The sequence below is a fragment of the Pseudomonas sp. JAI120 genome (assembly GCF_014207255.1).
GTDB lineage: Bacteria > Pseudomonadota > Gammaproteobacteria > Pseudomonadales > Pseudomonadaceae > Aquipseudomonas.
The window spans coordinates 2,467,692-2,494,670 of record NZ_JACHCZ010000001.1 but is presented as its reverse complement, the minus strand read 5'-3'; the positions used below and the strand labels follow the sequence as shown (position 1 = coordinate 2,494,670).

Genomic DNA, 26,979 nt, shown 5'->3' with positions numbered 1-26,979 from the left:
GAGCCGGGCTTGCCCGCGATGACGCCAGAAGCCACACCGCAGGACTCCCATGAATTCCCAAAGCATCCTTGTCCCGAAAATCTCCACCTTGCCCGTCCACGAGCCCCGCGCCCGGGCCATCGTGCGCTGGCTGGTGCGCAAGAACATCATCAAGGAAGAACTGACCACCTGTGGCCGTACCGGCAACCGCATGGCCTACGCCCTGGCCGACGGCGCCCGCGCCGTGGTGCTGCACCCCGAAGCGCTGCCGTTCAACGAGCCGGTCAACGGCTTGGAGATCATCTACAAGCGCTGCATCTACACCCCGGCCAAGGGTTTTCTCGAAGAAGCCGGGTGCCCGGAATGCCTCAAGGAAGTCGGCGAGGCGCTGTTCGAAAGCCTGGAAGACTGGATGCCTGGCCACACCGACAACTTCACCTGCCCGCTGTGTGGGCATGAAGATGACATCAACGGTTTCCTGTTTCTGCAGGCGTGCGGGTTTTCCAACCTGGGGTTCATCTTCAACAACTGGGCGGAGGCGGGGTTCAAGCAGAGCTTTATCGACGAATTCGCCGATTGGCTGGACCAGAAGATCAGTTGGGTCAAAGTCGAGCTGTAGTCCTTCTATCACTATTCCCAAATATGTCAGAGTTTTACATTGAGACCTGGGGGGTGTCTGAGTATAATGGCGCGCTTCCATTTTCCCGCTCGGGAGCCCCCGCGATGCTGCGTATCAGCCAAGAAGCTCTGACATTCGACGACATTCTCCTAGTGCCCGGTTATTCCGAGGTGCTTCCTAACGAAGTCAGTCTCAAGACCCGCCTAACCCGTGGCATCGAGCTGAATATTCCCCTGGTTTCCGCTGCCATGGACACCGTCACCGAAGCCCGTTTGGCAATCGCCATGGCTCAGGAAGGCGGCATCGGCATCATCCACAAGAACATGACCATCGAGCAGCAAGCTGCCGAAGTGCGCAAGGTCAAGCGTTACGAAGCCGGTGTGGTGAAAGATCCGATCACCATCGAAGCCGACGCTACCGTGCGTGATCTGTTCGACCTGACCCGCCTGCACAACATCTCCGGCGTTCCGGTACTGCACGATGGCGACCTGGTCGGCATCGTCACTTCCCGTGACGTGCGTTTCGAGAACCGTCTTGAAGTCACCGTCCGCGAAGTGATGACGCCTAAAGAGCGCCTCGTGACTGTCATGGAAGGCGCCGACAAGAACGATGTGCGCGAACTGCTGCACAAGCACCGCATTGAGCGCGTGCTGATCGTCGACGACAAATTCGCCCTCAAAGGCATGATGACCGTCAACGACATCGAGAAAGCCAAGGCTTACCCGCTGGCCAGCAAGGACGATCAAGGTCGTCTGCGCGTCGGCGCTGCGGTCGGTACCGGTAAAGACACCGGTGACCGTGTAGCGGCCCTGGTTGCGGCCGGTGTTGACGTGGTGGTGGTCGACACCGCCCACGGTCACTCCAAAGGCGTGATCGACCGCGTTCGCTGGGTCAAGCAGAACTTCCCTGACGTGCAGGTGATCGGCGGCAACATTGCTACCGGCGCTGCCGCCAAGGCCCTGGCCGAAGCCGGCGCTGATGCGGTCAAGGTCGGTATCGGCCCCGGCTCGATCTGCACCACGCGTATCGTCGCTGGTGTGGGCGTGCCGCAAATCAGCGCCATCGCCAACGTCGCCGCCGCCCTTGAAGGCACCGGCGTGCCGTTGATCGCCGACGGCGGCATCCGTTTCTCCGGTGACCTGTCCAAGGCCATCGTTGCCGGTGCTTCCTGCGTGATGATGGGCTCGATGTTCGCCGGTACTGAAGAAGCGCCGGGCGAGATCGAACTGTTCCAGGGCCGTTCCTACAAGGCTTACCGCGGCATGGGTTCGCTGGGCGCCATGTCCCAGGCACAAGGCTCCTCCGACCGTTACTTCCAGGACTCCTCGGCAGGCGCCGAGAAGCTCGTACCGGAAGGCATCGAAGGCCGTGTGCCGTACAAGGGCACCCTGAGCGCCATCATCCATCAACTGATGGGCGGCCTGCGTTCCTCGATGGGCTACACCGGCAGCGCCGACATCGAAGAAATGCGCACCAAGCCAGAGTTCGTACGGATCACCGGCGCCGGCATGGCTGAATCCCATGTCCACGACGTGCAGATCACCAAGGAAGCGCCAAACTACCGCGTAGGTTGAGGCTTCCAGCAAAACGTTAAGTAACCGGGGCTGTTCTTTCAGCCCCGAGTTGTTTCTGATTCATTAGACGAGACTGATTTCATGGCCCTCGACATTCACGCCCACCGCATCCTGATCCTCGACTTCGGTTCCCAGTACACCCAGCTGATCGCCCGCCGCGTGCGTGAAATCGGCGTGTACTGCGAACTGCACCCGTTCGACATGGATGACGAAGCGATCCGCGAATTCGCACCGAAAGGCGTCATCCTCGCCGGTGGCCCCGAGTCCGTGCACGAAGCCAACAGCCCGCGTTGCCCGCAAGCCGTGTTTGACCTGGGCGTGCCGGTCTTCGGTATCTGCTACGGCATGCAGACCATGGCCGAGCAACTGGGCGGCAAGGTTGAAGGTTCCGAGCTGCGTGAATTCGGTTATGCCCGTGTCGACGTGGTCGGCAAAAGCCGCCTGCTGGACGGCATCGAAGACCACATCGACGCCGACGGCCTGTTCGGTCTCGATGTATGGATGAGCCACGGTGACAAGGTCACCAAGATGCCGGAAGACTTCCACATCCTGGCCAGCACGCCAAGCTGCCCGATCGCCGGCATGTTCAACGATGAGCGCGGCTACTACGGCGTGCAGTTCCACCCGGAAGTGACCCACACCAAGCAAGGCGGGCGCATTCTGTCGCGCTTCATCCTCGACATCTGCGAGTGTGAAGCCCTGTGGACCCCATCGAAAATCGCTGAAGACGCCATCGCCAACGTGCGCGCCCAGGTCGGCACCGACAACGTGCTGCTCGGCCTGTCCGGCGGCGTTGACTCCTCCGTGGTCGCGGCACTGCTGCACAAGGCCATCGGCGACCAACTGACCTGCGTTTTCGTCGACAACGGCCTGCTGCGCCTGCACGAAGGCGAGCAAGTGATGGCCATGTTCGCCGAGAACATGGGCGTTAAGGTGATCCGCGCCAACGCCGAAGAGCAGTTCCTGAACAACCTGGCCGGCGAGTCCGACCCGGAGAAGAAGCGCAAGATCATCGGTCGCACTTTCATCGACGTATTCGATGCCCAGTCCAACAAACTGGACAACATCAAGTACCTCGCCCAAGGCACCATCTACCCCGACGTGATCGAGTCGGCCGGCGCCAAGAGCGGCAAGGCCCACGTGATCAAGTCCCACCACAACGTGGGTGGTCTGCCTGAGGAAATGAACCTCAAGCTGGTAGAACCACTGCGCGAACTGTTCAAGGACGAAGTCCGCCGCCTTGGCCTGGAACTCGGCCTGCCGTACGACATGGTCTACCGCCACCCATTCCCAGGCCCGGGCCTGGGCGTGCGCATCCTCGGTGAAGTGAAGAAGGAATACGCCGACCTGCTGCGTCGTGCCGACCACATCTTCATCGAAGAACTGCGCAAGGCCGACTGGTACCACAAGGTCAGCCAGGCCTTCGTGGTGTTCCAGCCGGTGAAATCGGTTGGCGTGGTCGGCGATGGCCGTCGTTACGCCTGGGTCGTGGCCCTGCGTGCCGTGGAAACCATCGACTTCATGACCGCCCGTTGGGCGCACCTGCCGTACGAACTGCTGGAAACCGTCAGCGGCCGTATCATCAATGAAATCGAAGGTATTTCGCGCGTTACTTATGACGTGTCGAGCAAGCCGCCGGCGACGATTGAGTGGGAGTAGGATTGGTCCGCAACTATCTGTTTTAAAAAATTCAGAGTGTTTGCGACTTTTCCACGTCATCAATGGTATTGGCGATATTCAGTTAGTCAGGTGACATCGCCAGACGCTTATTGGTTTTACCATCAGCCTCAAACAACAAAGCCCGCATTAGCGGGCTTTGTTGTTTCAGACGAACACGTTGATCAGAAGTCGTAACGCACATTCGCGGTGAAGGTGTCGGCGTCGAAACCACTGCTGGTCAGGTAGTTGTACATCCCTCCCACGCTCCACGCGCCCACGCGGTAGTTCGCGCCCAGTCCCAGCTCGTAGCTGTCGCGCGCCGGTGTCGCGCCGGTGGTGGTGAACGGGGTACCGCCGAGCACGAAGGTGGAGGTGGTACCGGCCTTGTCGCCGATGAAATCGTGCCAGGCCATCAGCTTGGCTTCCGGTTCCAGGCTGCCCGCACCTACGTCAAAAGCGGCCGCCAGGCGAGCGCCCAGGCCCATTTCGCCGATTTCATAACGCTGGCTGCCGACGTTGAGGGCGGCTGAGCTGCCTTTTTCACGGTACGAATCAATCGATACGTTGGCATAGCGCGCACCGACCTGTGGTTCCAGCAACCACTGCTTGTCGAGCTGGAACGTGTAGCCTGCCAGTGCGTTGACGCCGAAGATCTCACTGTCGTAGTCGGCCTTGGCGCGGGTGCCGGCGATATAGCGTTTGGACTCGTTGTCGTTCCAGCCATACATCAGCGAGGTGTCGACAAAGAAGTTGTCACGGGTCCAGTTGCCGTACAGGGTCAGTGCATGGCCGCTGACGTCGGTTTTGTTGCCCAGGTCGGATTTGACGTCGCTGGTCAGGTAGCTGTAAGCCAGGCCCACGGTGGTATCGGTGTTGAGTTTGCCGTCGGCACCCACGGCGATGCCATTGGTGTTGGCGTCGTAGCCGTCGATACCGTGGCGGCTGTCTTGGTTGGCATCGCTGGACAGCGCTTGCAGCCATACGCCTTGTTCTGCCAGGACGTCACCGGAGGACAGACCGCTACGCGCTTTGCTGGCACGGCGGTTGATGGCACTGGCGACCAGGTTTTGGCTGTTGGTGGCGGCGTTGATCGCCCCACGGCTGACGTCCGGGGTCAGGGTTTCGGCAAGCTTGGCCAGCTCTTCACTGGTGGCGGCGTTGGCGAAACGCTGGAATACCGGGTCGCTTTCGTCCATCTGGCCCAGGACCGTGTTCTTGAGCGGCGTGATGGCGTTCACCGCGTTGCGCGAACCGCGGGCACCCAGCAGGTCTTGCGTGATCACCTCATCACTGCGGGTGGCAACCAGGGCTTTCACGTCCTGGCCTTCGATGCCGAAGTTCCTTACCTCAAGCAGCGCCGAGGAGGAAACCACGGACAGGTTCTGCGGGTCTTCCCACGTGCCAGAGTTAATGAGGGTGTAGCGGGTGCCCTGGGTCGACGTGCGGAAGTCGTCGGAGCGAGCCTGCAGTTCGATCTGGCTGCCTGGAGAGAAGAAGGTATTGCCGGTGACTTTCAGGATCGGCGTGTTGGGCTGCGTGTTGTTATCCAGCAGCAGGCGCAGGCGCGCAGTGTCGCTGTCCATGTCGAGGTCGCCCACGATCGTGGTCTGCGGGCGAAGCAGAGTCAGGCGGCCACCATCGATATCGACGAAACCGGCGCGGATGGTCGAGCCATCGAACATCGCGTCCCCTTGCACCAGCACGCCACTCAGGCCCAGCAGGTCACCCTTGACCTGACCACCTTGCCAGTAGAAATACGAAGGGGAGGCATTGTCGTCCGCCAGAATGGCTGCGGTGCCGCCTTCGATCAGGCCACCTGTTTGCCTGATGGAGAGGGTGTCGAAACCGCCGGAGGTGTCGAGGCTGCGAAAGCGGATACCGACCCCGTCAGCGGAGATAGTCCCGCTGTTGTTGATATCACTCTTGAAGGGAGCGCCTGTCATCTGACCCGTAAAGCGTGCCTTCTCGATGTCGATACCCGCAGAGTCGATGCCACGCGCGGTGATAGTGCCCGAGTTATTGATGCGCGCCTGGGTCGAGGTGATCACCATGCCTTCGGAATTTGCGCCAGTCACAGTGATGTTGCCGTTGTTGTTCACTTCACCTGCGATATTTGCCAGATACAGGTCCAGCCCGAGGACGGCGTTGCCGCTCACCGTAATGTCGCCATTATTTACCAAGTCGCCACCGACGTTGGAACTGAGGGTCATGGCGATACCGGACGGGAAGTCGGTGGGGGTCGCAGCCGTCAGGTTGATGTTGCCCTGGTTGATCAGGTTGCCCGCCAGGGTCACATTCATCAGATCTACACCTGCGTTTTGCGACGTCCCGGTGAAGGTGGCGTTATTGAAAACATCACCGGAGCTGCTGTATGCCCCTGTGCTCAGGTCGTGATTCAGGTCGGGTGCGGGTGCGGCATGGACCGTGGCAGTGGTAGCCGCGACGGACAGCGCCAACAACGAGCGGCGCAGGTGGGAAATGTTCAAGGCAGTATCCTTACAAGGCAGAAACTGACAGGGAGCAACCCACGCGTCAGCGTCTGTTTTAGGCATCCCTGCCAGCTTGTCAGTGAAGTGCTGATTCAAGCGCGTGCAAATCTACACGATGCTTGTAGGGCAATTCATCATAAAAAGAACCAATCACGAAAAAAAAGCTAAAAAATGCGACGTTACAGACGTTTTTTGAGGATTTTTTCGGTTATTCAGCAATAGGCGGAACTTTAGGGGTGCCGTTGCGGTCACGCCCGGATCAGTCACTAGGGGGGATAGTATGTGGATGTTTTTAAACGGACCTGCCCGCCCTGAATTTCAGGATTCTAATGTGCCAACGGTGTTTTAACCCATCGGCTCCATATCGCTTCCCACCCCCTATCATGGCTCACTCCTGGTACATGGACACATCGAGAGAGAGGCGAGCCAAGTGCCTGTTGGTACCTATCAGCTAATCCACCTGGAATAATCAGGTCTGCTTCTCCGATGAGATGACGCTGGGGTAATAAGGCGAGTCGATTACGATAGTCCAGCGGATCCAGTGAACCGTCGAGTGGCGACAGTCCTTTCATCTTCGCCCACAGACGTGGACTGAGATTGCCAGCCAGGGTTTGCACCTGGGTAACATCATTGCGCTGCGCCGCTAACAATAATGCGAGAGCGGCTCCTCCCGAATACCCCACCAGTTCGAACTCACTATTGCCATATCGCTGTTTTAATTGGTCCAGCGCCTGGCCGAGGCGGGTGACCACTTCCTGAGAGAATCGTCGATTGGTCCAGAGTGCTGATTGACAGGCTGCGGTCATGATGAACTGGCAGGGGCGTGCCAGGTACGCATTCGGTGTCGGATCATCGACTGCCAGCCGTGGCACTAACAGATTGTGCGGGCTCGGATCCAGGCTGGGTTGAGTGGCCGTCGCCCAGGAATGGCCATCGCCTTCCAGGTAGACACGCAGTCGAGTCATGTTGTCTGCAGTGCGCGGCGCAAGTATGACGAGGGGGAAGGCGTGTCCCGGCAGGACCACCAATTGTCGGCCGTGCTCTTCAGCCAGTTGTTGCAGTGCCTCGCGTGGCGATTGGCAGGCGATGAGAAGCGCACTGATCATCACCATGCAGGCTTTATAGAAGCCGGCCAATATCCGACGACAGGGAAAGTGTCTACTCATCATGTGTCATAACACAGCTTGGCAATGGAGGCGTCGGTAGGTTGTTTATCAGTATGCTGACTGGCAAATTGTTTTTGGGTAGAAAGTTTCGAAGCAAGAGCTGTCGTTTTCAATGAACGGCAAAGGCTGGCATAGGTATTAGAGAAACTGTGATCGAATCAAATCCGTATCGAACGGTGTTATCCCTTGATCAGGCGCAAACACCGCCTGTGCCTGCTGCGGTGAGGTCACTCGTTCTCCCCGTGCTCGAACATGTAAATCGAACAGAGTCTCCAGATCCGGCTTTGGTGTATGTACCAAAGCTCGCAGCATCAACGATACACCACTGAGGTTGTTCTGGACGTTGTTCCACCGAGGAACTGAAGTGAGCCCCAGATCGGCCCAAATCATGCGTCGTTCCTGCAAGTCCATCACGAAAGGCAGGCAGATCCCTGTGTTGGATGCGATATCGATACGGTCGAATACGGAGCGCGGCTCGAATACTTCACCCGACGCCACGTCGACGCGGGCCATCCAGCCGGCGAAGCATTCTGGAAGATCACAGTACGGTTGCTGGGTGAATGAGTTGATAGAGGTGACGATATAGCGCACACCCTTCTCGACAAGGACATCGAGGTCTAGGTCGATGAACTCCGAAGCCCCTTCGGGCGCGTCTACGATGTCGCCACTGTGGTAGCCGCCGAAACCCTTCAAGTTGTAGTACGCGACCGTTTGTTTGAACACGAAGTTGGCGTCGAAAAATGCTGCGGACAAGTCGATGTCCGTGCGTTCACGGCCGTTCTTCCACCACAGGAACAGGCGAATGAAACGTGTGTCAGGCATCGGCAAGCGACTGCCCCGCACCAGCGTACGTAGCGACTTCGATGAGGCACGCTGTGCCAGCGGCACTCTGTATTCGCGTAATGCTGGATCGATGAAACAGCGGCCTAGTGGTGGTAGCGACGCAAAACGCGTTACGAGTGCGCCCTCGCAGATTCTGGCTGCACGAGTCAGTACGTCGTGAGCGAGAGGTTCGCGTCGATCCTTGATGCCATAGATTTTGGCGAATGCACCTTTCGGTGTGAAGGCTCGCAGGGGGAGGGGGCGCGGCGCACGTACCTGGGCCAGCAGCTGCAGCAGCACGGGTGACGACACCTGTGCCGCTACCGCCTCGAACGCGTCAAGAACCGATTCTGGTTCAGTGGCGCGCCGCAGCGTCGCGTCCAGCCGTCGTGCGAATTCACCAGGATGGCCCTGCAGTATGGGCGTAAGCGTGGCGATGTGACGCTGGGCAAGTAATGTTTCGACACGTGATCCAAATGAGTCAGGCGCTTCGTTGCGACGTGCTGCCGTGATGGCGGCCAGCGCTCGTGGGTACTTATCGGCGTAGTCGCCCGGATGAAGTACTTCAGCCAGGCGTTTCCATCGCTCAGCATGCCGCATCACGTCTTCTGCAGCGTTGGGTATGTGGTCGAGCAGGCGCAACAACAGGCGGCGCATTGAGCGCTTCATCGCGGTGAAACGTGTCGACGCTGTCGTCAGTGACACGTCTCCCCCCGTCAGCGCGACCGCGAGTCGCAGCACGTCAGTCGCCGTTTCGACGTTTCGCTCCAGGAATGCGTCCACCCGAGCATCGCCGGCTACATGCAGGATAAGTGCGCCGCCAACCTGTGCACGGATCTCCCGGAACGGGACGGTCTCAGGCAGCAGACGGAACACATCGCTTTTGTAGTTTCGGATAAACCAGACGACGTCGGCAGTTTCCTCCTCAGAGAGCGAGGTGCGCGATGAAACCAGCGGTTCGAGCAGTGACTCGAACTCAGAGATGCTTCCCGGTTCGATAACGCGGGATATGAAGTTGCCTTCAAGCATCGCAGGTCGAGGGTGATCAGTCGGTGGTAAACGCCGAAGCGTGAGGTAGTGCCTGACGGCGTTAAGGTACAACTCCGCTTCTGATGCCGTCAGAACCTGTTCTGGAAAGTCAGGATAAAACGGCCTGTGGTGTACATGAGCGCCAGTTTCCCGCCGAAGGACTCCGACAATTTCGCGCAGCCAGTACTTGAGCTCTGTCGCTGACAACAGGCCGATTTGTTCAATCAAAGGCTCTGACAGTACGTATCGGAACGCCGTGACTTCACGAACAGCCGACGCGACCTGAGCGCGCGTGGCACCGCCAGTGCCCATCGGGACGTGAACTTTGCTACGGCGACGCAGGAACAGCGCCTGATTCATGCTTGATTTTCTCCCTGGGCCGCTGTCTTGGACGAGCTGCTGCATTGTTCTACAACTGATGTAAAAACGCCTGCAAGAAGCAGGCGCGGTGTGGAGAGCGAAACCCCTAGGTCATCAGAGGTTAGAAGGAAGGTGTTCCATAGCCACGGGGGGCATTCTACGTAAGGTTGAATCTGTTTGTCAGGTCGCTGCGTAGCTCAACGGTAACAAGCTGCTTCGCCAGACTTATCAAGCTGGAAGCCGGCTTTGCAGACTCATGCCCATATTGGTAAGGGCGCTGGACAGCTTTTCCAGCGTGGGGAACCCTATGTCATGCACGCCTGCCCAGGCCGGTCGGTCGATGTAAAAGCTGCCATCGGCCAGCCGATGGATGGGGGTCGCAACGATGCCCTTGTCTCTGCTGTGATGCCGCAAGGTGTAGTTGCCCTGGTTCTCGTCGATCAAGTACATGCCTTTGCGAAACAGCAGTCGCTGCTGTTGCTCCAGCGTCCTGAGCACCGGCGGCGCTTCCACTTGTACTCGCAGGTCGGCATGCAAGGTGTCGAAGCTATCCCCGACGCTTTCAGGGGAGGGGGCATTGTCGCGATCAATGTCGATGCCGGGGTCAAGGCGCACGTCGTTACCTTGCCCGGGAAGCACCTCTTCGATACGCAGCCCGATGCCACCTTCCAGTTCACTGACACCCGCGAAGCCATTGAAGGTGTTGATGTTTCTCGCGTTGGTCAGGACCAGCCATTTACCGCCGCTGTTCAAGGTTCTATCGGCTTGGATAAGGGTGTGCGCGAGGTAATTGCTCGTCACTTGCTCGGTAAGATCGGCGATGGGGTTGGGGTATTTGTAATGGGCTGCGCAGTCGATAGCCTGCACGCGTATGCCGTTGGCCCTGGAGGTCTCGACCAGTTCCAGTTCGTTGAATTGCCCGGATGGATCGGTGCCCAGCTTGCCAAGGTAGCTTTCCAGGTCGTCGGACATTTCGCCGGTCTGGAAATAGTGGTTCAGATCATCCTGTGCGAAGTCGTTGAGCAGGCGACGCATATACAGGGTTTTCACGCCCTTGCGCGTAAAGAGCGGCATGTTGTGGATCACCAGGCGGGTGCTGGTGATGCGGTCCAGGGTTTCGCCGATGACGTAGCCCGGTAGGTCTTCGGGCAGGCGTTCGAGGACGTCTTCGAAGGCCGTTGTCGGTTCAAAGGCGGGAATGTCCGGACGAGGTGGCAGGCTGGTCCAGGACAGTTCCTTGTAGAAGTCTTGCGCCGATTGCAGCAGTTTGCGGTGCGTTTCGCCGAAGTAGTAGGTGAAGCGGTCAATGCGGCCGAAGCGGCTGTGAACATGGGTTTCAGTGAGGCCCATTGCCCAGCGTTTCACTTCCGGGCGGGTTGATGGCGGGGTATCGAAGGGGGTGGTCACCCTGCGCAGTGCGTGAGATGGCGTGGCCATCGCTTGCGGCGGTGGTGGGACTCGCGAGGGTGCCGGCCTGCGGGCGCTTTTGCTGGAGTTTCCCCCGCCGCCTTTCAAGCCGTTGCTGTCGGTCACACGCTCCCATTCGTTGAACTCGTTCAGGCGCACCGGCAGCGCGCCGGAAAAGCCATGGGGGTTGTTCGGGTCGACAATCGTCCAATAACCACGGCCGTTGGGGTTGGCTTCGTAGCGCACGTAATAGGCTTGATCATTCATCAGGATGGCTTGCTGTGGCATGCCGTCGGAAGTCCGCAGGCTATAGACCTGCTGGAACTTTCCGGGGGCGGTATCCAGGTGTTCTCCTTCCAGTATCAGGTTGGTCTGGTAGGCGGCGGGTACCGCCGGCGCAGGCATCGGCGCTGCGCTGGTGGGCTCTGTGGCCGGCATTGACCCAATGGGTTCCACCGCGACGGTGTCGGCCGCTTCGGCGATATCGGGCACGACCCCGTCGGCTTTCAACAGTGCGAGGTTAAACAGTGTGTCGATGGCACTCAGAATCGCACCCAGCTCCCCGGCACGGCGTTCGGCCAGGGTTTTGCCGTTGATCGCCTGGTCGATATTCAGGCCCAGATTGGCCACGCTGGCGCCTACCACCACCAAGGCCACCGGCCAGCCCGCCACCGCCATCGGACCGAAGGTTTTGCCAAAGGCGTTCAGGTAGCCGATCCAGAGTTTCTTGCGCAGGTCGCCATTGCTGCGCAGGGAGAAGTCTGCATCGTTGTGCATGCGTGCCTGGCTTGATTGTGCCAGCCACCTAAAGGCGTCGTGTTCGATGGTTTGGTCGGTTTGATTGATCAGGTGGTGATCCCAGGTGCCCCAGTCGATAAACAGCTGGTCGAGCTGGTGGCCCAGGCCCTTGTCCACCCAGTCCGGCGGCAGGGTACCCGCCAGGGCCTGGGCGGTGCGATAGATCAGCACGGGGGTGAGCAGCATCTGCTTCCAGGTTACGGCGTCGGTATCGTCCTGCTGGATCTGGGCTGACAGCGGGAAGTGAGCCATGAAGCGGGCGCGGTTATCCGGGTGGCTGGTCTGGTTCAGCAGCCAGAAATGCAGGTCGGCCGGGGTCTCGAAGCAGTGGAAGGCCTGAGACTCGCCCGGTACATAAAGGATTTGCCGTCCATCGCCGTCGACGATGCGCAGGATATCCGTGGCGATATGTCCGCCGATATCCAGCGCCGCCACGCGCAGCCCGCTGGCTGAAGTGACCTCGGCTTGCAGGTTGGACAGGGTTGGGGGCCAGGACAGATTGCTGGCTAGGGCCTGAAGCACTGTGTGCAACTGCGACTCGGTGAGATGCCCGGCCTGTCGCGCTTGCAGGGCCTGGGCCAGGCAGTTGACCTTGGCCAGGGTGCGGAAGTCGTCGAAGTGAACGCTCCAGAATGTCTCCATGTGTGTGGTGTAGCGGTCGCTGAAATTGATCGCCCAGAAGTCCTTGAGCACCGCGCTGGCGGACAACTGCACTTGGTTATGCTGATCGAACAACCGCGCCTCGGCACCCTCGCGATAAAAACCACCATCACCGTCGAGCAGGTCGGCATTGTCCTGGTCGTGCACCTCGAAGCGGTGAATGACCAACTGCGTCAGCGTCATCGACTCCTGGGGTTTTTCATTGTGGCTCCAGCCCGTAAAGGTTGCCGGGTCACCGACACCACCGTTGAAGCGGTGCCAGTACACCTGATCGGGATCCAGGCCCTCCAGGCCGTGCCTGGCGAGAATTTCACGGGCGGCCTCAATGGCCATCGTCTGCATATTCGGGCAGGCATCCAGCACCACCGGGGCCAGGGCGCGAAGTTTTTGCTGGGCTGCGGGGGATGTGTCGGTCAGCGGCATGCTGCTCTCCTTAAGGGGGAAGAGCCGAGCATGCCAAGCCGTTTAGAGGGGCGGTGGGTAGATAGTTAGCGCCTGGCGATATCGGAGAAGTAAAACTTATCCAACGTATGCCGTGACTCGGTGTACTCGAACTGCCGCCCATCCTGCAGAAACGTCTGGTTGCTCACCACGATCACATGGCTTTGGCCATCGAGGTCGAGGTGGGTCTGGTCATCCTTGCTGCGGGGCAGGGCTTCGATGGTGCGCTGGGCGTAGCTGATTTGCAGTTGCAGGGTCTGTTCGATGAAGGCGTATATCGACAGTTCGGCAATCGCCTGGTCCAGGCCGGGGATCAGGTCGGCGACGAAGTGGTTGATGTCGAGGATCACCCGTTTGCCGCCGATGCGCCGTACCCGTTTGATGCGTGTGATGAGGCTGCCGGGTTCGGCCTCGATGTGTTGCAACAGCGGGCCTTCCAGTGGGAGTTGAGTGAATTCGACCACTTCGGTGCGTACGTCATCGCCCAGGTCGGCGTGGGTTTCGTGGAAGCTGACGATGCCGCCGAGTTGGAACTCAATCGGGTTGGGCGAGAGCACGAAGGTGCCCTTGCCGTGGATCTTTTGCGCAAACCCACGTTCCTGCAACTGCTCGATGGCCCGACGCACGGTGCCTCGGCTGGCCTGGTAGCTGTCCATCAATTCGGTTTCGGAGGGCAGGCGCGTGCCGCGTTGCAGGCGTTCGGTGGTGATGCTGGCAAGCAGATCGGTATAGATCTGGTTGTATTTGCTCATGGATAGGGCTCTATGCCGCGTTGGCGTTCAAGGCAGGAACCTTAGAGGCAGAGAGGGGCTTTGTCCATTAGACCCTTGGATTTGTGCGGCTTGCAGCGACGGGATGTCCTGTACGGAATAAACAAATCCAAACTCGTACAGACGAGTTGTTGCTTTAACTCGTCTGTACGAGTACTTTTGGCTTCGGCGTGCTGCCAATGACTGCCCCCAATAAAAAAAATCAAAGTGGAAACCAAGCATGAGCCACGACTATTCGAACATTGCCCGCGAGATCCTCGAGCACCTCGGGGGCAGCGACAACCTTGAGCAAGCTGCCCATTGCGTGACCCGCCTGCGCCTGGCGCTCAAGGATCCGAGCCTGGTCAACAACAGCGCGTTGAACCAGGTCGATCTGGTCAAGGGCTCATTCTTCACCGGCGGTTTGTTCCAGGTGGTGATCGGCCCCGGCGAAGTGGAAAAGGTCTACGCCGCCCTGCGCGAACAGACCGGCCTCGCCGCCGCCACCATCGCCGATGTGAAGAAGAAGGGCGCCGACAAGACCAATGCCATGCAGCGCCTGGTGCGGGTGTTCTCCGATGTGTTCATGCCGATCCTGCCCGCGCTGATCATTGCTGGCCTGCTGATGGGCATCAACAACCTGATGGGCGCCAAGGGCATGTTCATCGAGGGCCAGACGCTGCTGGAGGCGTATCCGAACCTGGATGGTCTGTGGAGCCTGATCAACCTGATGGCCAACACCTCATTTGTGTTCCTGCCGGCGTTGGTGGGCTGGTCGGCGGCCAAGCGTTTTGGCGGCAGTGAAATCCTCGGCATTGTGCTCGGCCTGATGCTGGTGCATCCCGATCTGCTCAATGCCTGGAACTACGGCAAGGCGGTCGCCGGGCTCGACGGCCAGAGCCTGCCGTACTTCGATATTTTCGGTTGGTTCAAGATCGAGAAAGTCGGCTACCAGGGGCAGATCCTGCCGATCCTGATGGCGGCGTATGTGATGAGCGTCATCGAGAAATGGCTGCGCGCTCGCGTGCCCAATGCCATTCAACTGCTGGTCGTGCCGATCACTACCATCGTCGTCACCGGCGTGCTGGCGTTGGCGATCATCGGCCCGGTGACCCGTCACCTCGGCATCCTGATCACCGAAGGCGTGGTCACCCTGTTTGACCTGGCGCCGATGGTTGGCGGAGCGATTTTCGGCCTGCTGTACGCACCGCTGGTGATCACCGGCATGCACCACATGTTCCTCGCCGTCGACCTGCAACTGATCTCCACCCAGGGCGGCACGTTTATCTGGCCGATGATCGTCATGTCCAACCTGGCCCAGGGCAGCGCCGCGCTCGCGGTGTTCTACACCACCCGCAATGCGCGGGATAAAAGCATGGCCTCGACCTCGGCGATTTCCGCTTACTTCGGCATCACTGAACCGGCGATGTTCGGAGTGAACCTGCGCTTCAAGTTTCCGTTTTACGCGGCCCTGGTGGGCTCGGCGCTGGGCAGCATTTTCCTGTCGCTGAACAAGGTGCAGGCCTCGGCCATTGGGGTGGGGGGCTTGCCTGGGTTTATCTCGATCGTGCCGCAATCCATCTCGATGTTTGTGATCGGGATGGTCATCGCGATTGTCGTGCCGTTCGTACTGACCTGTGCGTTGAGCATGAAGATTGTTCGGCCCGGTTATCGCGTTGCCTGATCTACCGCTATCGGGGGCAAGTTGAACCGCTGCACCATTAATTGAAGGAACCCACCATGCAAGACTGGCAACACTCGGTGATCTACCAGATCTACCCCAAAAGCTTCCACAGCCACGCGGGTAACGCCACCGGTGACCTGCTGGGTATCGTGGACAAACTCGACTACCTCAAGTGGCTGGGCGTGGATTGCCTGTGGATCACACCGTTCCTGCGCTCGCCGCAACGGGACAACGGCTACGACATCAGCGACTACTACGCCATCGACCCCAGCTACGGAACCATGGCCGACTGCGACCTGTTGATCAGCGAAGCGGCCAAGCGCGGCATCAAGCTGATGCTCGACATTGTGGTCAACCACACGTCCATCGAGCATGAGTGGTTCCAGCAGGCGCGCAGCAGCCTCGACAACCCCTACCGCGACTTCTACATCTGGCGCGACCAGCCCAACAACTGGGAATCCAAGTTCGGCGGTTCGGCCTGGGAATACGAGGCGCAAACCGGCCAGTACTTCCTGCACTTGTTCGACCACACCCAGGCTGACCTCAATTGGGACAACCCCCAGGTGCGTGCCGAAGTGTTCAAGTTGATGCGCTTCTGGCGTGACAAGGGCGTGGGCGGTTTCCGTCTGGATGTGATCAACCTGATCTCCAAGCCCGCCGATTTCCCCGAAGACAACAGTGACGGCCGCCGCTTCTACACCGACGGCCCGAACGTGCATGAATACCTGCAGGAGATGCACCGCGAAGTCTTTGAAGGCCATGACCTGATCAACGTCGGCGAGATGTCGTCCACCAGCCTGGAGCATTGCATTCGCTACTCGCGACCGGAGTCGAAAGAGCTGTCGATGACCTTCAACTTTCATCACCTGAAAGTTGATTACCCGAACCTGCAAAAGTGGGTGAAGGCCGACTTCGACTTCCTGCAACTCAAGCAGATTTTTTCCGACTGGCAACTGGGTATGCAAGCCGGTGGCGGCTGGAATGCGCTGTTCTGGTGTAACCACGATCAGCCCCGGGTGGTCTCGCGGTTTGGTGACGACGGTGAGTACCGCGTGGTCTCGGCCAAGATGCTCGCCACCGCATTGCACTTCCTCCAGGGCACGCCGTTTGTGTATCAGGGCGAAGAGCTGGGCATGACCAATCCGGGCTTCGCCAGCATCGATCAGTACCGCGATGTGGAGACCCTGAACATCTTCCGCCTCAAGCGCGATGCCGGTGAATCCGGAGCGGCGAGCATGGCGGCGATCATGCAGAAGTCGCGCGACAACGGCCGCACGCCGATGCAGTGGAGCGCGCAACCCAATGCGGGCTTCAGCACCGGTGAGCCGTGGATCGGCATCCCGGCGAATGCCGCGCAGATCAACGTTGAACACCAACTCGATGATCCCGACTCCGTGCTGCATCACTACCGTGCGCTGATCGCCTTGCGTCGTCATGAACCGCTGATTCAAGCGGGTGTTTACCGCCAACTGCTGCAAGACCATCTGCAGGTCTGGGCGTACCTGCGTGAAGGCCACGGCGAGCGCTTGCTGGTGCTGAATAATTTCTACCGCCAGCCCTGTGAGATCCAACTGCCTGACGACGTGATCGGCGCGGCGACCGAGCAACGCCTGCTGATCAGCAATTACCCCGACTGCCCGCAACGCACGGCCACGGTCGTCTTGCGTCCCTACGAATCGTTCGTGCTGTATCTGAAGGACTAAACCCCGGGCGCAGGGTGCTTCAAAAAAAACATAATAAAAATATCGGAGTGCTTCATGAAAACAACAATAAAGCTGGGCCTCGTTGCCTCCTGCCTGAGCCTGCCATTCGGTGCGCAGGCCCTGGAATTTGCAGGTTACTTGCGCAGCGGTGCGGGGACTTCAACGGGCAGTGGCAAGCAGCAATGTTTCCAACTGCCGGGGGCGCAAACCAAATACCGATTGGGCAACGAATGCGAGCAGTACGCCGAACTGGAACTGCGTCAGGACCTGCTGACCCTCGACGATGGCTCAGTGCTCAGCGTCGACGCCATGGCATCCCTCTACAACAAATACGACCGCGCCCTTAAATTCCAGGGCGAAGACAACGGTTCGGCGCGCATGCCGCAGATGTATGCGCAGTGGTCGAACCTGCCGGCCCTCAATGGCGGTTCGCTGTGGGCCGGTCGGCGCTACTACAAACGCAATGACATCCATATTTCCGACTTCTACTACTGGAACCAGAGCGCCACCGGTGGCGGTATTGAGGACGTGCTGATCGGCGACCTGAAATACAGCTACGCGCTCTCGCGCAAGGACAACCTGTACCAGAAGGAATACGCCACCCGTCACGACTTCAACGTGGCGGGCTTCAAGACCAACCCCGGCGGCGAGCTGGAGCTGGGCTTGAGCTATATCGAAAAGGCCGGCGGGCGCGACACCAACAGCGGTTGGGCGCTCACCGCGCAGCATGTGCAAAAACCCTTTCTGGGCGGCAAGAACAAATTCGCCCTGCAGTACGGCGAAGGTCCCGGCACCGGCCTGGGCTACACCGGCAATACCTTCCTAGATAACAGCAGCAAAAGTTATCGCGCCGTGGAGTTCTTCGACTGGCAAGTGACCCCGCGCTTTGGTGGGCAGATCGAAGCGGTGTACCAGAAGGATATTCGCCCCGGCAGCCAGGACCAGACCTGGATGTCCATCGGTGTTCGCCCTGCGTATGCGATCAGCGAACAATTCAAACTGGTCACCGAACTCGGGCACGATCAGGTCGATGCCACAGGCGGCACGCGCAAACTGAGCAAATTTACCTTCGCCCCGACCTGGTCGCCCAAGGGGCCGGATTTCTGGGCGCGGCCGGAAGTGCGGTTGTACTACACCTATGCGACCTGGAACGAAGCGGCCAAGCGTGCAGCGAATGAACTGGCGGCGGGCTCGGCGTTGTCCGACACCGGCGCCTATGGCACCGCGCGGCATGGGTCGAACGTTGGCGTGCAGGTTGAATACTGGTGGAAATAAGTCATCCGTGGGATAGGCATCCACCCAAGGATTTTTACAGAACAAAACAGCAGGTGACGTCATGACCGCAACTCAACCCCTGGAATTGCTCGCGCCTTTATCCGGCGTGCTGCTGGCACTGGACCAGGTGCCTGACCCGGTGTTCGCCAGCCGCATGATTGGCGACGGCCTGTGCATCGATCCCACTTCGCAGACCCTGTGTGCGCCGCTGGCCGGAGTGATCAGTAATATCCAGGACAGTGGGCATGCGGTCAGCGTCACCGACGACAACGGCGTGCAGGTGCTGATGCATATCGGCCTGGACACCGTGAGCCTGGCGGGCAAGGGCTTCACCCGCCTGGTCGAGGAAGGCCAGCGGGTGGAGGCCGGGCAAGCACTGATTGAATTCGATGCCGACTACGTGGCGCTCAACGCGCGCAGTTTGCTGACCTTGATGCTGGTGGTCAGCGGCGAGCCGTTCACGCCGTTGGCAAGCGGCCTGGTGGAACGGGGCCAACCGGTGTTGCAGGTATCGCCCGGCAACCGGGTAGAGGAGGCCGATGAGGAGGAGGGCGATGCACGCTTCTCCAAGCCGTTGACCTTGCCCAACGCCAATGGCTTGCACGCGCGCCCGGCAGCGGTATTTGCCCAGGCGGCGAAAGGTTTTAACGCGAGCATTTACCTGCACAAGCAAACCCAGAGTGCCAACGCCAAGTCGCTGGTGGCGATCATGGCGCTGCAAACCGTACAGGGCGATACCTTGCAAGTCAGCGCAGCCGGGGAGGATGCCGAGGCAGCAATCAATGCGCTGGTTGCGCTGTTGGCTGAAGGCTGCGGCGAGGCCATTGCGGCGCCGGCTGCACAGCTCGAAGCGCGCGTGCCGGTATCGTCGACGACGCTGCTGCGAGGCGTTTGCGCATCGCCGGGGTCGGCGTTTGGCCAAGTGGTTCAGGTCGCTGAGCCCGAGCTGAAGGTGACTGAACAGGGGGCGGGAGAAACCTTCGAACGCGCTGCGTTGGCGCGTGGCCTGTTGGCTGCAAACGAAGCGCTGCAAGCCCTGCACACCCAGGCGGCAGGCAGTGCCCAGGCGGAGATTTTCCGTGCCCATCAGGAATTGCTCGAAGACCCGACGCTGCTGGAACAGGCCCACGGCTTGCTGGCCGAAGGCAAGAGCGCCGCGTTTGCCTGGAACAGCGCCACGGTCGCCACGGCCCAACTGTTCCAGGGCCTGGGCAATGCCCTGTTGGCCGAACGTGCGGCGGACCTGGCGGATGTCGGTCAGCGCGTGCTGAAACTGATCCTCGGTATTCAAGACCGCGCCTGGGACCTGCCCGACCGCGCGATCCTGGTCGCCGAACAACTGACGCCTTCGCAAACCGCCAGCCTCGATACCCAAAAGGTGCTGGGGTTTGTCACCGTCGGCGGCGGGGCGACCAGCCATGTCGCGATCCTGGCGCGTGCCCTGGGCCTGCCTGCCATGTGTGGGGTCGGGCCTCAAGTACTGGCGCTGGCCAACGGCAAACAGGTCCTGCTCGACGCCGACAAGGGCGAGTTGCACCTGGACCCCAACCTGGCCGAGATCGAACAATTGGAGGCTGCGCGCCAACAGCAAATGCTGCGACGCCAGCGTGACGTGGCGCAGGCCTCCGTGCCTGCGATTACCCGTGACGGCCATCACGTCGAGGTGACCGCCAACGTCGCTTCATTGCAGGAGGTGGAACAATCCCTGGCCCTGGGAGGCGAAGGCGTCGGCCTGCTGCGATCGGAGTTCCTGTACTTGGATCGCAATCGCGCGCCAAGCGTGGATGAGCAGGCCGCAACCTACAGCGCCATCGCCCGTGCCCTGGGCACCGAGCGCAATCTGGTGGTGCGCACCCTGGATGTCGGCGGCGATAAACCGCTGGCGTATGTGCCGATGGACAGTGAAACCAACCCGTTCCTGGGCCTGCGCGGCATACGCCTGTGCCTGGAGCGCCCGGAGCTGTTGCGTGAACAGTTGCGCGCGATCCTTGCGAGTGCCGGGCTGGCACGCCTGCATATCATGTTGCCGATGGTCAGCCTGCTGTCGGAGCTGCATCTGGCGCGCAAGATTCTGGAAGAAGAAGCCCAGGCCCTCGGGATCAGCGAGTTGCCCAAACTGGGCATCATGATCGAGGTGCCGTCGGCAGCCTTGATGGCGGATGTGTTTGCGCCCCATGTGGATTTCTTCTCCATCGGCACCAACGACCTGACCCAGTACACCCTGGCCATGGACCGCGATCACCCGCGCCTGGCCAGCCAGGCCGACAGCTTTCACCCGGCGGTGCTGCGCCTGATCGCCACCACCGTCACGGCCGCCCACGCCCATGGCAAGTGGGTGGGCGTATGCGGTGCACTGGCCTCCGAAGCGCTGGCGGTGCCGGTGTTGATCGGGCTGGGTGTGGATGAGCTGTCGGTCAGTGTGCCGCTGATTCCCACCATCAAGGCCACCGTGCGCGAGCTGGACCTGGTCGACTGCCAGACCATCGCCCGTCAGGTACTGGGCCTGGAAGAAGCCGCCCAGGTGCGCGAGGCCTTGCGCCTGTATCACGCGGCCACCGTTGAAACCTCACCTGTCGTGGAGCACTGAGCATGTTCGAGAAATTGCAGCGGGCGTTCTGGAAAGCCCTGACCCCGGATTTGATTGCCGAGACGGTGGTGACTCCGACGCAGGGGCTGTTGTCGGCCGAGGTGCTGAGTGCGTTGGGAGGTGCGGATAACCTCAAGTCGCAACAGCGTGTGGCGCTGACGCGGGTGAGGGTGCAATTGCAGGATGCGGGCCGGCTGGATGAGGCGGCGTTGAAAGCGGCGGGTGTGCCGGGTGTGATGGTGTTGGCGGGAGGAGTGGTCCACCTGATCACCGGCCTCTAATCCAAGTAGAGATCAAAATGTGGGAGGGGCGGTGTTGGGAGGATCAGTTTTACAGCTGCGGGGTGTCTTCCGGCGGCTTGGTCTTGTCCACACCCGGCACATGCAGGTTGCCCTCCACCACCTGGTTGCCTTCCAGCTGCGGCTGGGTCACCCAGGTCAGGATGTCGTAATAACGCCGGATGTTCGCCACAAAGTGCACCGGCTCGCCGCCTCGCGCGTAGCCGTAGCGGGTCTTGCTGTACCACTGCTTCTGCGACAGGCGCGGCAGCATCTTCTTCACGTCCAGCCACTTGTTCGGGTTCAGGCCTTCCTTCTTCGCCAGAATGCGCGCGTCGTCCAGATGGCCGGTGCCGACGTTATAAGCGGCGAGGGCGAACCAGGTGCGGTCGGGCTCGGCGATCTTGTCGTCCAGCTCGTCCTTGATCTTGGCCAGGTACTTGGCGCCGCCCATGATGCTTTGCCTGGCATCCAGGCGATTGGACACGCCCATGGCCTGGGCGGTGTTCTGGGTCAGCATCATCAGGCCGCGCACGCCGGTCTTTGACGTGACCGTCGGTTGCCACAGCGATTCCTGATAGCCGATCGCCGCGAGCAGGCGCCAGTCGACTTTTTCTTCCTTGGCGTAGGCGCGAAAGTGCTTCTCGTATTTGGGCAGTCGCTGCTGCAAATGCTGGGCGAAGGTGTAGGCGCCGACATAGCCGAGGACATCGACATGCCCGTAATAGCGGTCTTTAAGGCGTTGCAGGGTGCCGTTCTTTTCCACCTTGTCCAGGTAGCTGTTGATCTCGTTGAGCAGGCTGTTGTCGTCGCCGGCCGCCACGGCCCAGCTCTGGTTGCTGGCATTGCCGAGGTCGAACGCCACCCGTACGTTGGGGAAGTACACCTGGTTCATCGCCACTTCGTTGGAGTCCACCAGGGTCAGGTCGATTTGCCCCTCGTCCACCATGCGCAGCAGGTCGACCACCTCAACGGCGTCGGATTCTTCGTATTCGATGGCCGGGTTCTGCTTTTTAAGCGCCGCCAGTTGTTCGGCGTGGGTGCTGCCCTTGAGCACCATGATCTTCTTGCCCACCAGGTCTGCCGCGTTCGTCGGCCGTGACTGGCCGTTGCGGTAGATGATCTGCGGGGTGACTTCAAGATAAGGGTGGGAGAACCGCACCTGTTGCTGGCGCTGCTCACTGCTGACCAGGCCGGCGGCGGCGAGCACCGGGCCGTTGGGTTTGCCCAGTTGGCTGAACAGGTCATCGAGGTTGTCGGCGGTCTCGATCTCCAGCTTTACGCCCAGGTCATCGGCAAAACGCTTGACCAGTTCGTATTCGAAACCGGTTTCACCGTTGCGGTCCTGGAAATAAGTCGCCGGGCTGTTTCGGGTAATCACCCGCAATACGCCATCCTCCTTGATTCGCTCGAGCGTGCTGGGTTTATCAACACAGGCGCTGAGCATCAGGAAGAGTCCGGTGACGATGAGCCATCTGGCGCATCGCGGGCGCAAAGCAGTTGGGGAGAACATCTGCGCAGTATACGCAAACGGCCCACGGCGCCATATCTCGACAGCGGCGGACTTGTCTGCTAGCGCCGGAAAAACTGTGCTGCAGCCCGCAGAAACGTGGCCTGGGGGCCGATTGTGACGGTTAAAATAACTGCGCGGAATGCCCTGGATAACGCCCCGATAGCGTGCAAACCGTGCCAACTGACGTTCGGCAGCGGCCAGCGGTGCCGTTTCGGGTGCCGTTGGCGCAGGTTTACGCTAGAATGCACGGCCTCAAAGCACACCCCTTCCCGAGGCTGTCCCGAAGATGTTGATCCTGCGCGGCGCTCCTGCCCTTTCTGCCTTTCGCCACAGCAAACTCCTTGAGCAACTGAGCCAGAAGGTTCCAGCGGTTACAGGCCTGTATGCTGAATTTGCTCACTTCGCCGACGTTACCGGCGTCTTGACCGCCGACGAACAGCAAGTGCTCGCACGCCTTCTGAAGTACGGCCCCAGCGTTCCCGTTCAAGAGCCGACTGGCCGCTTGTTCCTGGTTCTGCCACGGTTCGGCACCATCTCGCCCTGGTCGAGCAAGGCCAGCGATATCGCCCGCAACTGCGGCCTGGAAAAAATCCAGCGTCTGGAGCGCGGTATCGCCTTCTACGTTGCCGGCCAGTTCAGCGATGCCGATGCCGAGCTGATCGCCAGCAGCCTGCACGACCGCATGACCCAGATCATCGTCAGCCAGCTGGAACAGGCTGCCGGCCTGTTCAGCCACGCCGAGCCCAAGCCGCTGACCGCGATTGACGTGCTTGGCGGTGGCCGCGCCGCCCTCGAGAAGGCCAACACCGAACTGGGCCTGGCCCTGGCCGAAGACGAGATCGACTACCTGGTCAACGCCTTCAACGGTCTTAAGCGCAACCCGCACGACATCGAACTGATGATGTTCGCCCAGGCCAACTCCGAGCACTGCCGTCATAAGATCTTCAACGCCAGTTGGGACATCGACGGCGAGAGCCAGGAAAAAAGCCTGTTCGGCATGATCAAGAACACCTACGTGATGCATAGCGAAGGCGTTCTGTCGGCTTATAAGGACAACGCTTCGGTAATCGTCGGCTCGGTTGCCGGCCGTTTCTTCCCGGACCCTGAAACCCGCCAATACGGCGCGGTGCAGGAACCGGTGCACATCCTGATGAAGGTCGAGACCCACAACCACCCGACCGCGATTGCCCCGTTCCCGGGCGCCGCCACCGGTTCCGGCGGCGAGATCCGCGACGAAGGTGCCACCGGCCGTGGTGCCAAGCCAAAGGCCGGCCTGACCGGTTTCACCGTGTCCAACCTGCAGATCCCGGGCTTCGAACAGCCATGGGAAGTGCCGTACGGCAAGCCTGAGCGCATCGTGACTGCGCTGGACATCATGATCGAAGGCCCGCTGGGCGGCGCCGCGTTCAACAACGAGTTCGGCCGTCCGGCGCTGACTGGTTATTTCCGTACTTTCGAACAGTCCATCACCACCCCGCGTGGCGATGAAGTGCGCGGCTACCACAAGCCAATCATGTTGGCTGGCGGCATGGGCAACATCCGTGAAGAACACGTCAAGAAAGGCGAGATTCTGGTCGGCTCCAAGCTGATCGTCCTCGGCGGCCCGGCGATGTTGATCGGCCTGGGCGGCGGCGCGGCTTCCTCCATGGCCACCGGCACCAGCTCGGCAGACCTCGACTTCGCCTCCGTACAGCGCGAAAACCCTGAGATGGAACGCCGCTGCCAGGAAGTCATCGACCGTTGCTGGCAGTTGGGTGACAAGAACCCGATCAGCTTCATCCACGACGTCGGCGCCGGCGGTTTGTCCAACGCCTTCCCGGAGCTGGTCAACGATGGCGACCGCGGTGGCCGCTTCGAACTGCGCAACATTCCAAACGACGAGCCGGGCATGGCCCCGCACGAAATCTGGAGCAACGAATCCCAGGAACGTTACGTACTGGCGGTCGGCCCTGAAGACTTCGCGCGCTTCCAGGCCATCTGCGAACGCGAGCGTTGCCCGTTTGCCGTGGTCGGCGAAGCCACTGCCGAGCCGCAACTGACGGTCACCGACAGCCACTTCGGCAACAGCCCGGTGGACATGCCCCTCGAAGTGCTGCTGGGCAAGGCCCCGCGCATGCACCGTTCGGCGGTACGTGAAGCCGAATTGGGCGATGATTTCGACCCAAGCGCCCTGGAACTGGCCGACAGCATCGAGCGTGTGCTGCACCACCCGGCCGTGGCGAGCAAAAGCTTCCTGATCACCATCGGCGACCGCACCATCACCGGCCTGGTGGCCCGTGACCAAATGGTCGGCCCATGGCAGGTACCGGTGGCTGACGTTGCCGTCACCGCCACCAGCTTCGACGTCTACACCGGTGAAGCCATGGCCATGGGCGAGCGTACGCCGCTGGCCCTGCTGGACGCCCCTGCGTCGGGCCGCATGGCCATTGGTGAAACCCTCACCAACATCGCCGCGTCGCGTATCGGTAAATTGTCCGACATCAAGCTGTCGGCCAACTGGATGTCCGCCGCCGGTCACCCAGGTGAAGATGCGCGTCTGTACGACACGGTAAAAGCGGTCGGCATGGAGCTGTGCCCGGAGCTGGGCATCACCATTCCGGTGGGCAAGGACTCCATGTCCATGGCCACCCGTTGGAACGATGAAGGCGTGGACAAGAGCGTCACCTCGCCGCTGTCGCTGATCGTCACCGGCTTTGCGCCGGTCACCGACATCCGCCAGACCCTGACCCCGCAACTGCGCATGGACAAGGGCACCACCGACCTGATCCTGATCGACCTGGGCCGTGGCCAGAACCGCATGGGCGCCTCGATCCTCGCGCAAACCCACGGCAAGCTCGGCAAGCACGCGCCGGACGTGGATGACGCCGAAGACCTGAAAGCCTTCTTCGCCGTGATCCAGGGCCTCAACGCCGACGGCCACCTGCTGGCTTACCACGACCGTTCCGACGGTGGTCTGCTGACCAGCGTGGTCGAGATGGCGTTTGCCGGTCACTGCGGCCTGAACATCGTGCTCGACAGCGTTGCCGAGGACGCCTCTGAAATCAACGGCATCCTCTTCAACGAAGAGTTGGGCGCCGTGATCCAGGTTCGCCAGGACGCTACTCCGGACGTCCTCGCACAGTTCAGCGCCGCTGGCCTGGACGACTGCGTCGCGGTGATCGGCCAGCCGATCAACAACGGTGAAATCAACATCTCCTTCAACGGCGACACCGTGTTTGCCGGCCAGCGCCGCTTGCTGCAACGCCAGTGGTCCGAGACCAGCTACCAGATCCAACGCCTGCGTGACAACGCCGACTGCGCCGAGCAGGAATTCGACGTGATCCTTGAAGAAGACAACCCGGGCCTGAGCACCAAGCTCAGCTTCGACGTCAACCAGGACATCGCCGCGCCGTACATCAAGAAAGGCATCCGCCCGCAAGTTGCCGTACTGCGTGAGCAGGGCGTCAACGGCCAGGTGGAAATGGCGGCCGCGTTCGACCGCGCCGGCTTCAATGCGATCGACGTGCACATGAGCGACATCCTCGCCGGTCGCGTTGACCTCGACGCGTTCAAAGGCCTGGTGGCCTGCGGTGGTTTCTCCTACGGCGACGTGCTCGGTGCCGGCGAAGGCTGGGCCAAATCGGCCCTGTTCAACAGCCGTGCCCGCGATGCGTTCCAGGGCTTCTTCGAACGCAACGACAGCTTCACCCTGGGTGTGTGCAACGGTTGCCAGATGATGTCCAACCTCCACGAACTGATCCCGGGCAGCGAGTTCTGGCCGCACTTCGTGCGTAACCGTTCCGAGCAGTTCGAAGCCCGTGTCGCCATGGTGCAGGTGCAGGAATCCAACTCGATCTTCCTGCAAGGCATGGCCGGTTCGCGCATGCCAATCGCCATCGCCCACGGTGAAGGTCATGCCGAGTTCGAAAGCGAAGAAGCCTTGCTCGAAGCCGACCTGTCCGGTTGCGTGGCCATGCGTTTCGTCGACAACCACGGCAAGGTCACCGAAAGCTACCCGGCCAACCCGAACGGCTCGCCGCGCGGGATCACCGGCCTTACCAGCCGCGACGGTCGCGTCACCATCATGATGCCGCACCCGGAGCGTGTATTCCGCGCCGTGCAGAACTCGTGGCGCCCGGAAGAGTGGAACGAAGACGGTGCGTGGATGCGCATGTTCCGCAACGCCCGCGTATGGGTGAACTAAGGCC

At 60.6% G+C, this 26,979-nt stretch carries 15 protein-coding genes; 9 read left to right on the top strand and 6 right to left on the bottom strand.

Annotated elements, in window-relative coordinates; translation table 11 throughout:
* Positions 1–49 precede the first annotated feature (49 nt).
* The 3 genes from HDC32_RS11700 to guaA all read left to right on the top strand — a co-directional run bounded on the left by HDC32_RS11700 (position 50) and on the right by guaA (position 3,831).
* Entirely contained in the window at positions 50–598 is a 549-nt protein-coding gene (locus HDC32_RS11700; protein ID WP_065924854.1) for a sugar ABC transporter ATPase, read from the top strand.
* Positions 599–702: 104 nt separating this feature from the next.
* On the top strand, positions 703–2,172 hold the full coding sequence (gene guaB, locus HDC32_RS11695; protein ID WP_131697981.1) for an IMP dehydrogenase: 1,470 nt from the start codon (positions 703–705) through the stop codon (positions 2,170–2,172).
* A gap of 81 nt (positions 2,173–2,253) precedes the next feature.
* The gene (gene guaA, locus HDC32_RS11690; RefSeq protein WP_053257860.1) at positions 2,254–3,831 is read left to right on the top strand and encodes a glutamine-hydrolyzing GMP synthase; all 1,578 of its coding nucleotides are present in this window, start codon (positions 2,254–2,256) and stop codon (positions 3,829–3,831) included.
* Between the two features lie 182 nt (positions 3,832–4,013).
* On the opposite strand, the gene HDC32_RS11685 is transcribed toward guaA, so the two are convergent.
* The 5 genes from HDC32_RS11685 to treR form a co-directional block, all read right to left on the bottom strand.
* Positions 4,014–6,317 (bottom strand): autotransporter outer membrane beta-barrel domain-containing protein, encoded by a 2,304-nt coding sequence (locus HDC32_RS11685; RefSeq protein WP_184744032.1) that lies wholly within the window; start codon positions 6,315–6,317, stop codon positions 4,014–4,016.
* Positions 6,318–6,646: 329 nt separating this feature from the next.
* Positions 6,647–7,426, bottom strand: a complete 780-nt coding sequence (locus tag HDC32_RS11680) for an alpha/beta hydrolase (protein WP_260403611.1) — start codon at positions 7,424–7,426, stop codon at positions 6,647–6,649.
* Between the two features lie 198 nt (positions 7,427–7,624).
* Positions 7,625–9,697, bottom strand: a complete 2,073-nt coding sequence (locus HDC32_RS11675) for a TerD family protein (RefSeq protein WP_184744029.1) — start codon at positions 9,695–9,697, stop codon at positions 7,625–7,627.
* A 228-nt stretch (positions 9,698–9,925) separates the two neighbouring features.
* Complete coding sequence (locus HDC32_RS11670; protein ID WP_184744027.1) at positions 9,926–12,985, bottom strand: membrane-targeted effector domain-containing toxin; 3,060 nt, start codon at positions 12,983–12,985, stop codon at positions 9,926–9,928.
* Positions 12,986–13,050: 65 nt separating this feature from the next.
* A complete protein-coding gene (gene treR / locus HDC32_RS11665) occupies positions 13,051–13,755 on the bottom strand; it encodes a trehalose operon repressor (RefSeq protein ID WP_184744024.1) in 705 nt (234 codons plus the stop codon).
* 238 nt (positions 13,756–13,993) lie between these two features.
* Here treR and treP point away from each other — a divergent pair, with 238 nt between their 5' ends.
* From treP to HDC32_RS11640, 5 genes are all read left to right on the top strand, one after another.
* The gene (gene treP, locus HDC32_RS11660; RefSeq protein ID WP_131697971.1) at positions 13,994–15,436 is read left to right on the top strand and encodes a PTS system trehalose-specific EIIBC component; all 1,443 of its coding nucleotides are present in this window, start codon (positions 13,994–13,996) and stop codon (positions 15,434–15,436) included.
* Between the two features lie 56 nt (positions 15,437–15,492).
* Positions 15,493–17,139, top strand: a complete 1,647-nt coding sequence (gene treC / locus HDC32_RS11655; protein WP_184744021.1) for an alpha,alpha-phosphotrehalase — start codon at positions 15,493–15,495, stop codon at positions 17,137–17,139.
* Between the two features lie 54 nt (positions 17,140–17,193).
* A complete protein-coding gene (locus HDC32_RS11650; RefSeq protein WP_145338396.1) occupies positions 17,194–18,414 on the top strand; it encodes a carbohydrate porin in 1,221 nt (406 codons plus the stop codon).
* A 61-nt stretch (positions 18,415–18,475) separates the two neighbouring features.
* Positions 18,476–21,001 (top strand): phosphoenolpyruvate--protein phosphotransferase, encoded by a 2,526-nt coding sequence (gene ptsP, locus HDC32_RS11645; protein ID WP_184744017.1) that lies wholly within the window; start codon positions 18,476–18,478, stop codon positions 20,999–21,001.
* Between the two features lie 2 nt (positions 21,002–21,003).
* Positions 21,004–21,282 (top strand): PTS transporter subunit EIIB, encoded by a 279-nt coding sequence (locus tag HDC32_RS11640; RefSeq protein WP_131697967.1) that lies wholly within the window; start codon positions 21,004–21,006, stop codon positions 21,280–21,282.
* 49 nt (positions 21,283–21,331) lie between these two features.
* Here the strand turns inward: HDC32_RS11640 and mltF are convergent, their stop codons facing one another.
* Entirely contained in the window at positions 21,332–22,792 is a 1,461-nt protein-coding gene (mltF, locus tag HDC32_RS11635; RefSeq protein ID WP_184744015.1) for a membrane-bound lytic murein transglycosylase MltF, read from the bottom strand.
* 286 nt (positions 22,793–23,078) lie between these two features.
* Here mltF and purL point away from each other — a divergent pair, with 286 nt between their 5' ends.
* Positions 23,079–26,975, top strand: a complete 3,897-nt coding sequence (gene purL / locus HDC32_RS11630; RefSeq protein WP_184744012.1) for a phosphoribosylformylglycinamidine synthase — start codon at positions 23,079–23,081, stop codon at positions 26,973–26,975.
* The last annotated feature ends 4 nt before the right edge of the window (positions 26,976–26,979 follow it).

Excerpts from the sequence above, each read along its gene's own strand:
- HDC32_RS11700 (WP_065924854.1), top strand. The coding sequence starts at position 50 with ATGAATTCCCAAAGCATCCTTGTCCCGAAAATCTCCACCTTGCCCGTC.
- guaB (WP_131697981.1), top strand. The coding sequence starts at position 703 with ATGCTGCGTATCAGCCAAGAAGCTCTGACATTCGACGACATTCTCCTA.
- guaA (WP_053257860.1), top strand. The coding sequence starts at position 2,254 with ATGGCCCTCGACATTCACGCCCACCGCATCCTGATCCTCGACTTCGGT.
- HDC32_RS11680 (WP_260403611.1), bottom strand. The coding sequence starts at position 7,426 with ATGATCAGTGCGCTTCTCATCGCCTGCCAATCGCCACGCGAGGCACTG.
- HDC32_RS11675 (WP_184744029.1), bottom strand. The coding sequence starts at position 9,697 with ATGAATCAGGCGCTGTTCCTGCGTCGCCGTAGCAAAGTTCACGTCCCG.
- HDC32_RS11670 (WP_184744027.1), bottom strand. The coding sequence starts at position 12,985 with ATGCCGCTGACCGACACATCCCCCGCAGCCCAGCAAAAACTTCGCGCC.
- treR (WP_184744024.1), bottom strand. The coding sequence starts at position 13,755 with ATGAGCAAATACAACCAGATCTATACCGATCTGCTTGCCAGCATCACC.
- treP (WP_131697971.1), top strand. The coding sequence starts at position 13,994 with ATGAGCCACGACTATTCGAACATTGCCCGCGAGATCCTCGAGCACCTC.
- treC (WP_184744021.1), top strand. The coding sequence starts at position 15,493 with ATGCAAGACTGGCAACACTCGGTGATCTACCAGATCTACCCCAAAAGC.
- HDC32_RS11650 (WP_145338396.1), top strand. The coding sequence starts at position 17,194 with ATGAAAACAACAATAAAGCTGGGCCTCGTTGCCTCCTGCCTGAGCCTG.
- ptsP (WP_184744017.1), top strand. The coding sequence starts at position 18,476 with ATGACCGCAACTCAACCCCTGGAATTGCTCGCGCCTTTATCCGGCGTG.
- HDC32_RS11640 (WP_131697967.1), top strand. The coding sequence starts at position 21,004 with ATGTTCGAGAAATTGCAGCGGGCGTTCTGGAAAGCCCTGACCCCGGAT.
- mltF (WP_184744015.1), bottom strand. The coding sequence starts at position 22,792 with ATGTTCTCCCCAACTGCTTTGCGCCCGCGATGCGCCAGATGGCTCATC.
- purL (WP_184744012.1), top strand. The coding sequence starts at position 23,079 with ATGTTGATCCTGCGCGGCGCTCCTGCCCTTTCTGCCTTTCGCCACAGC.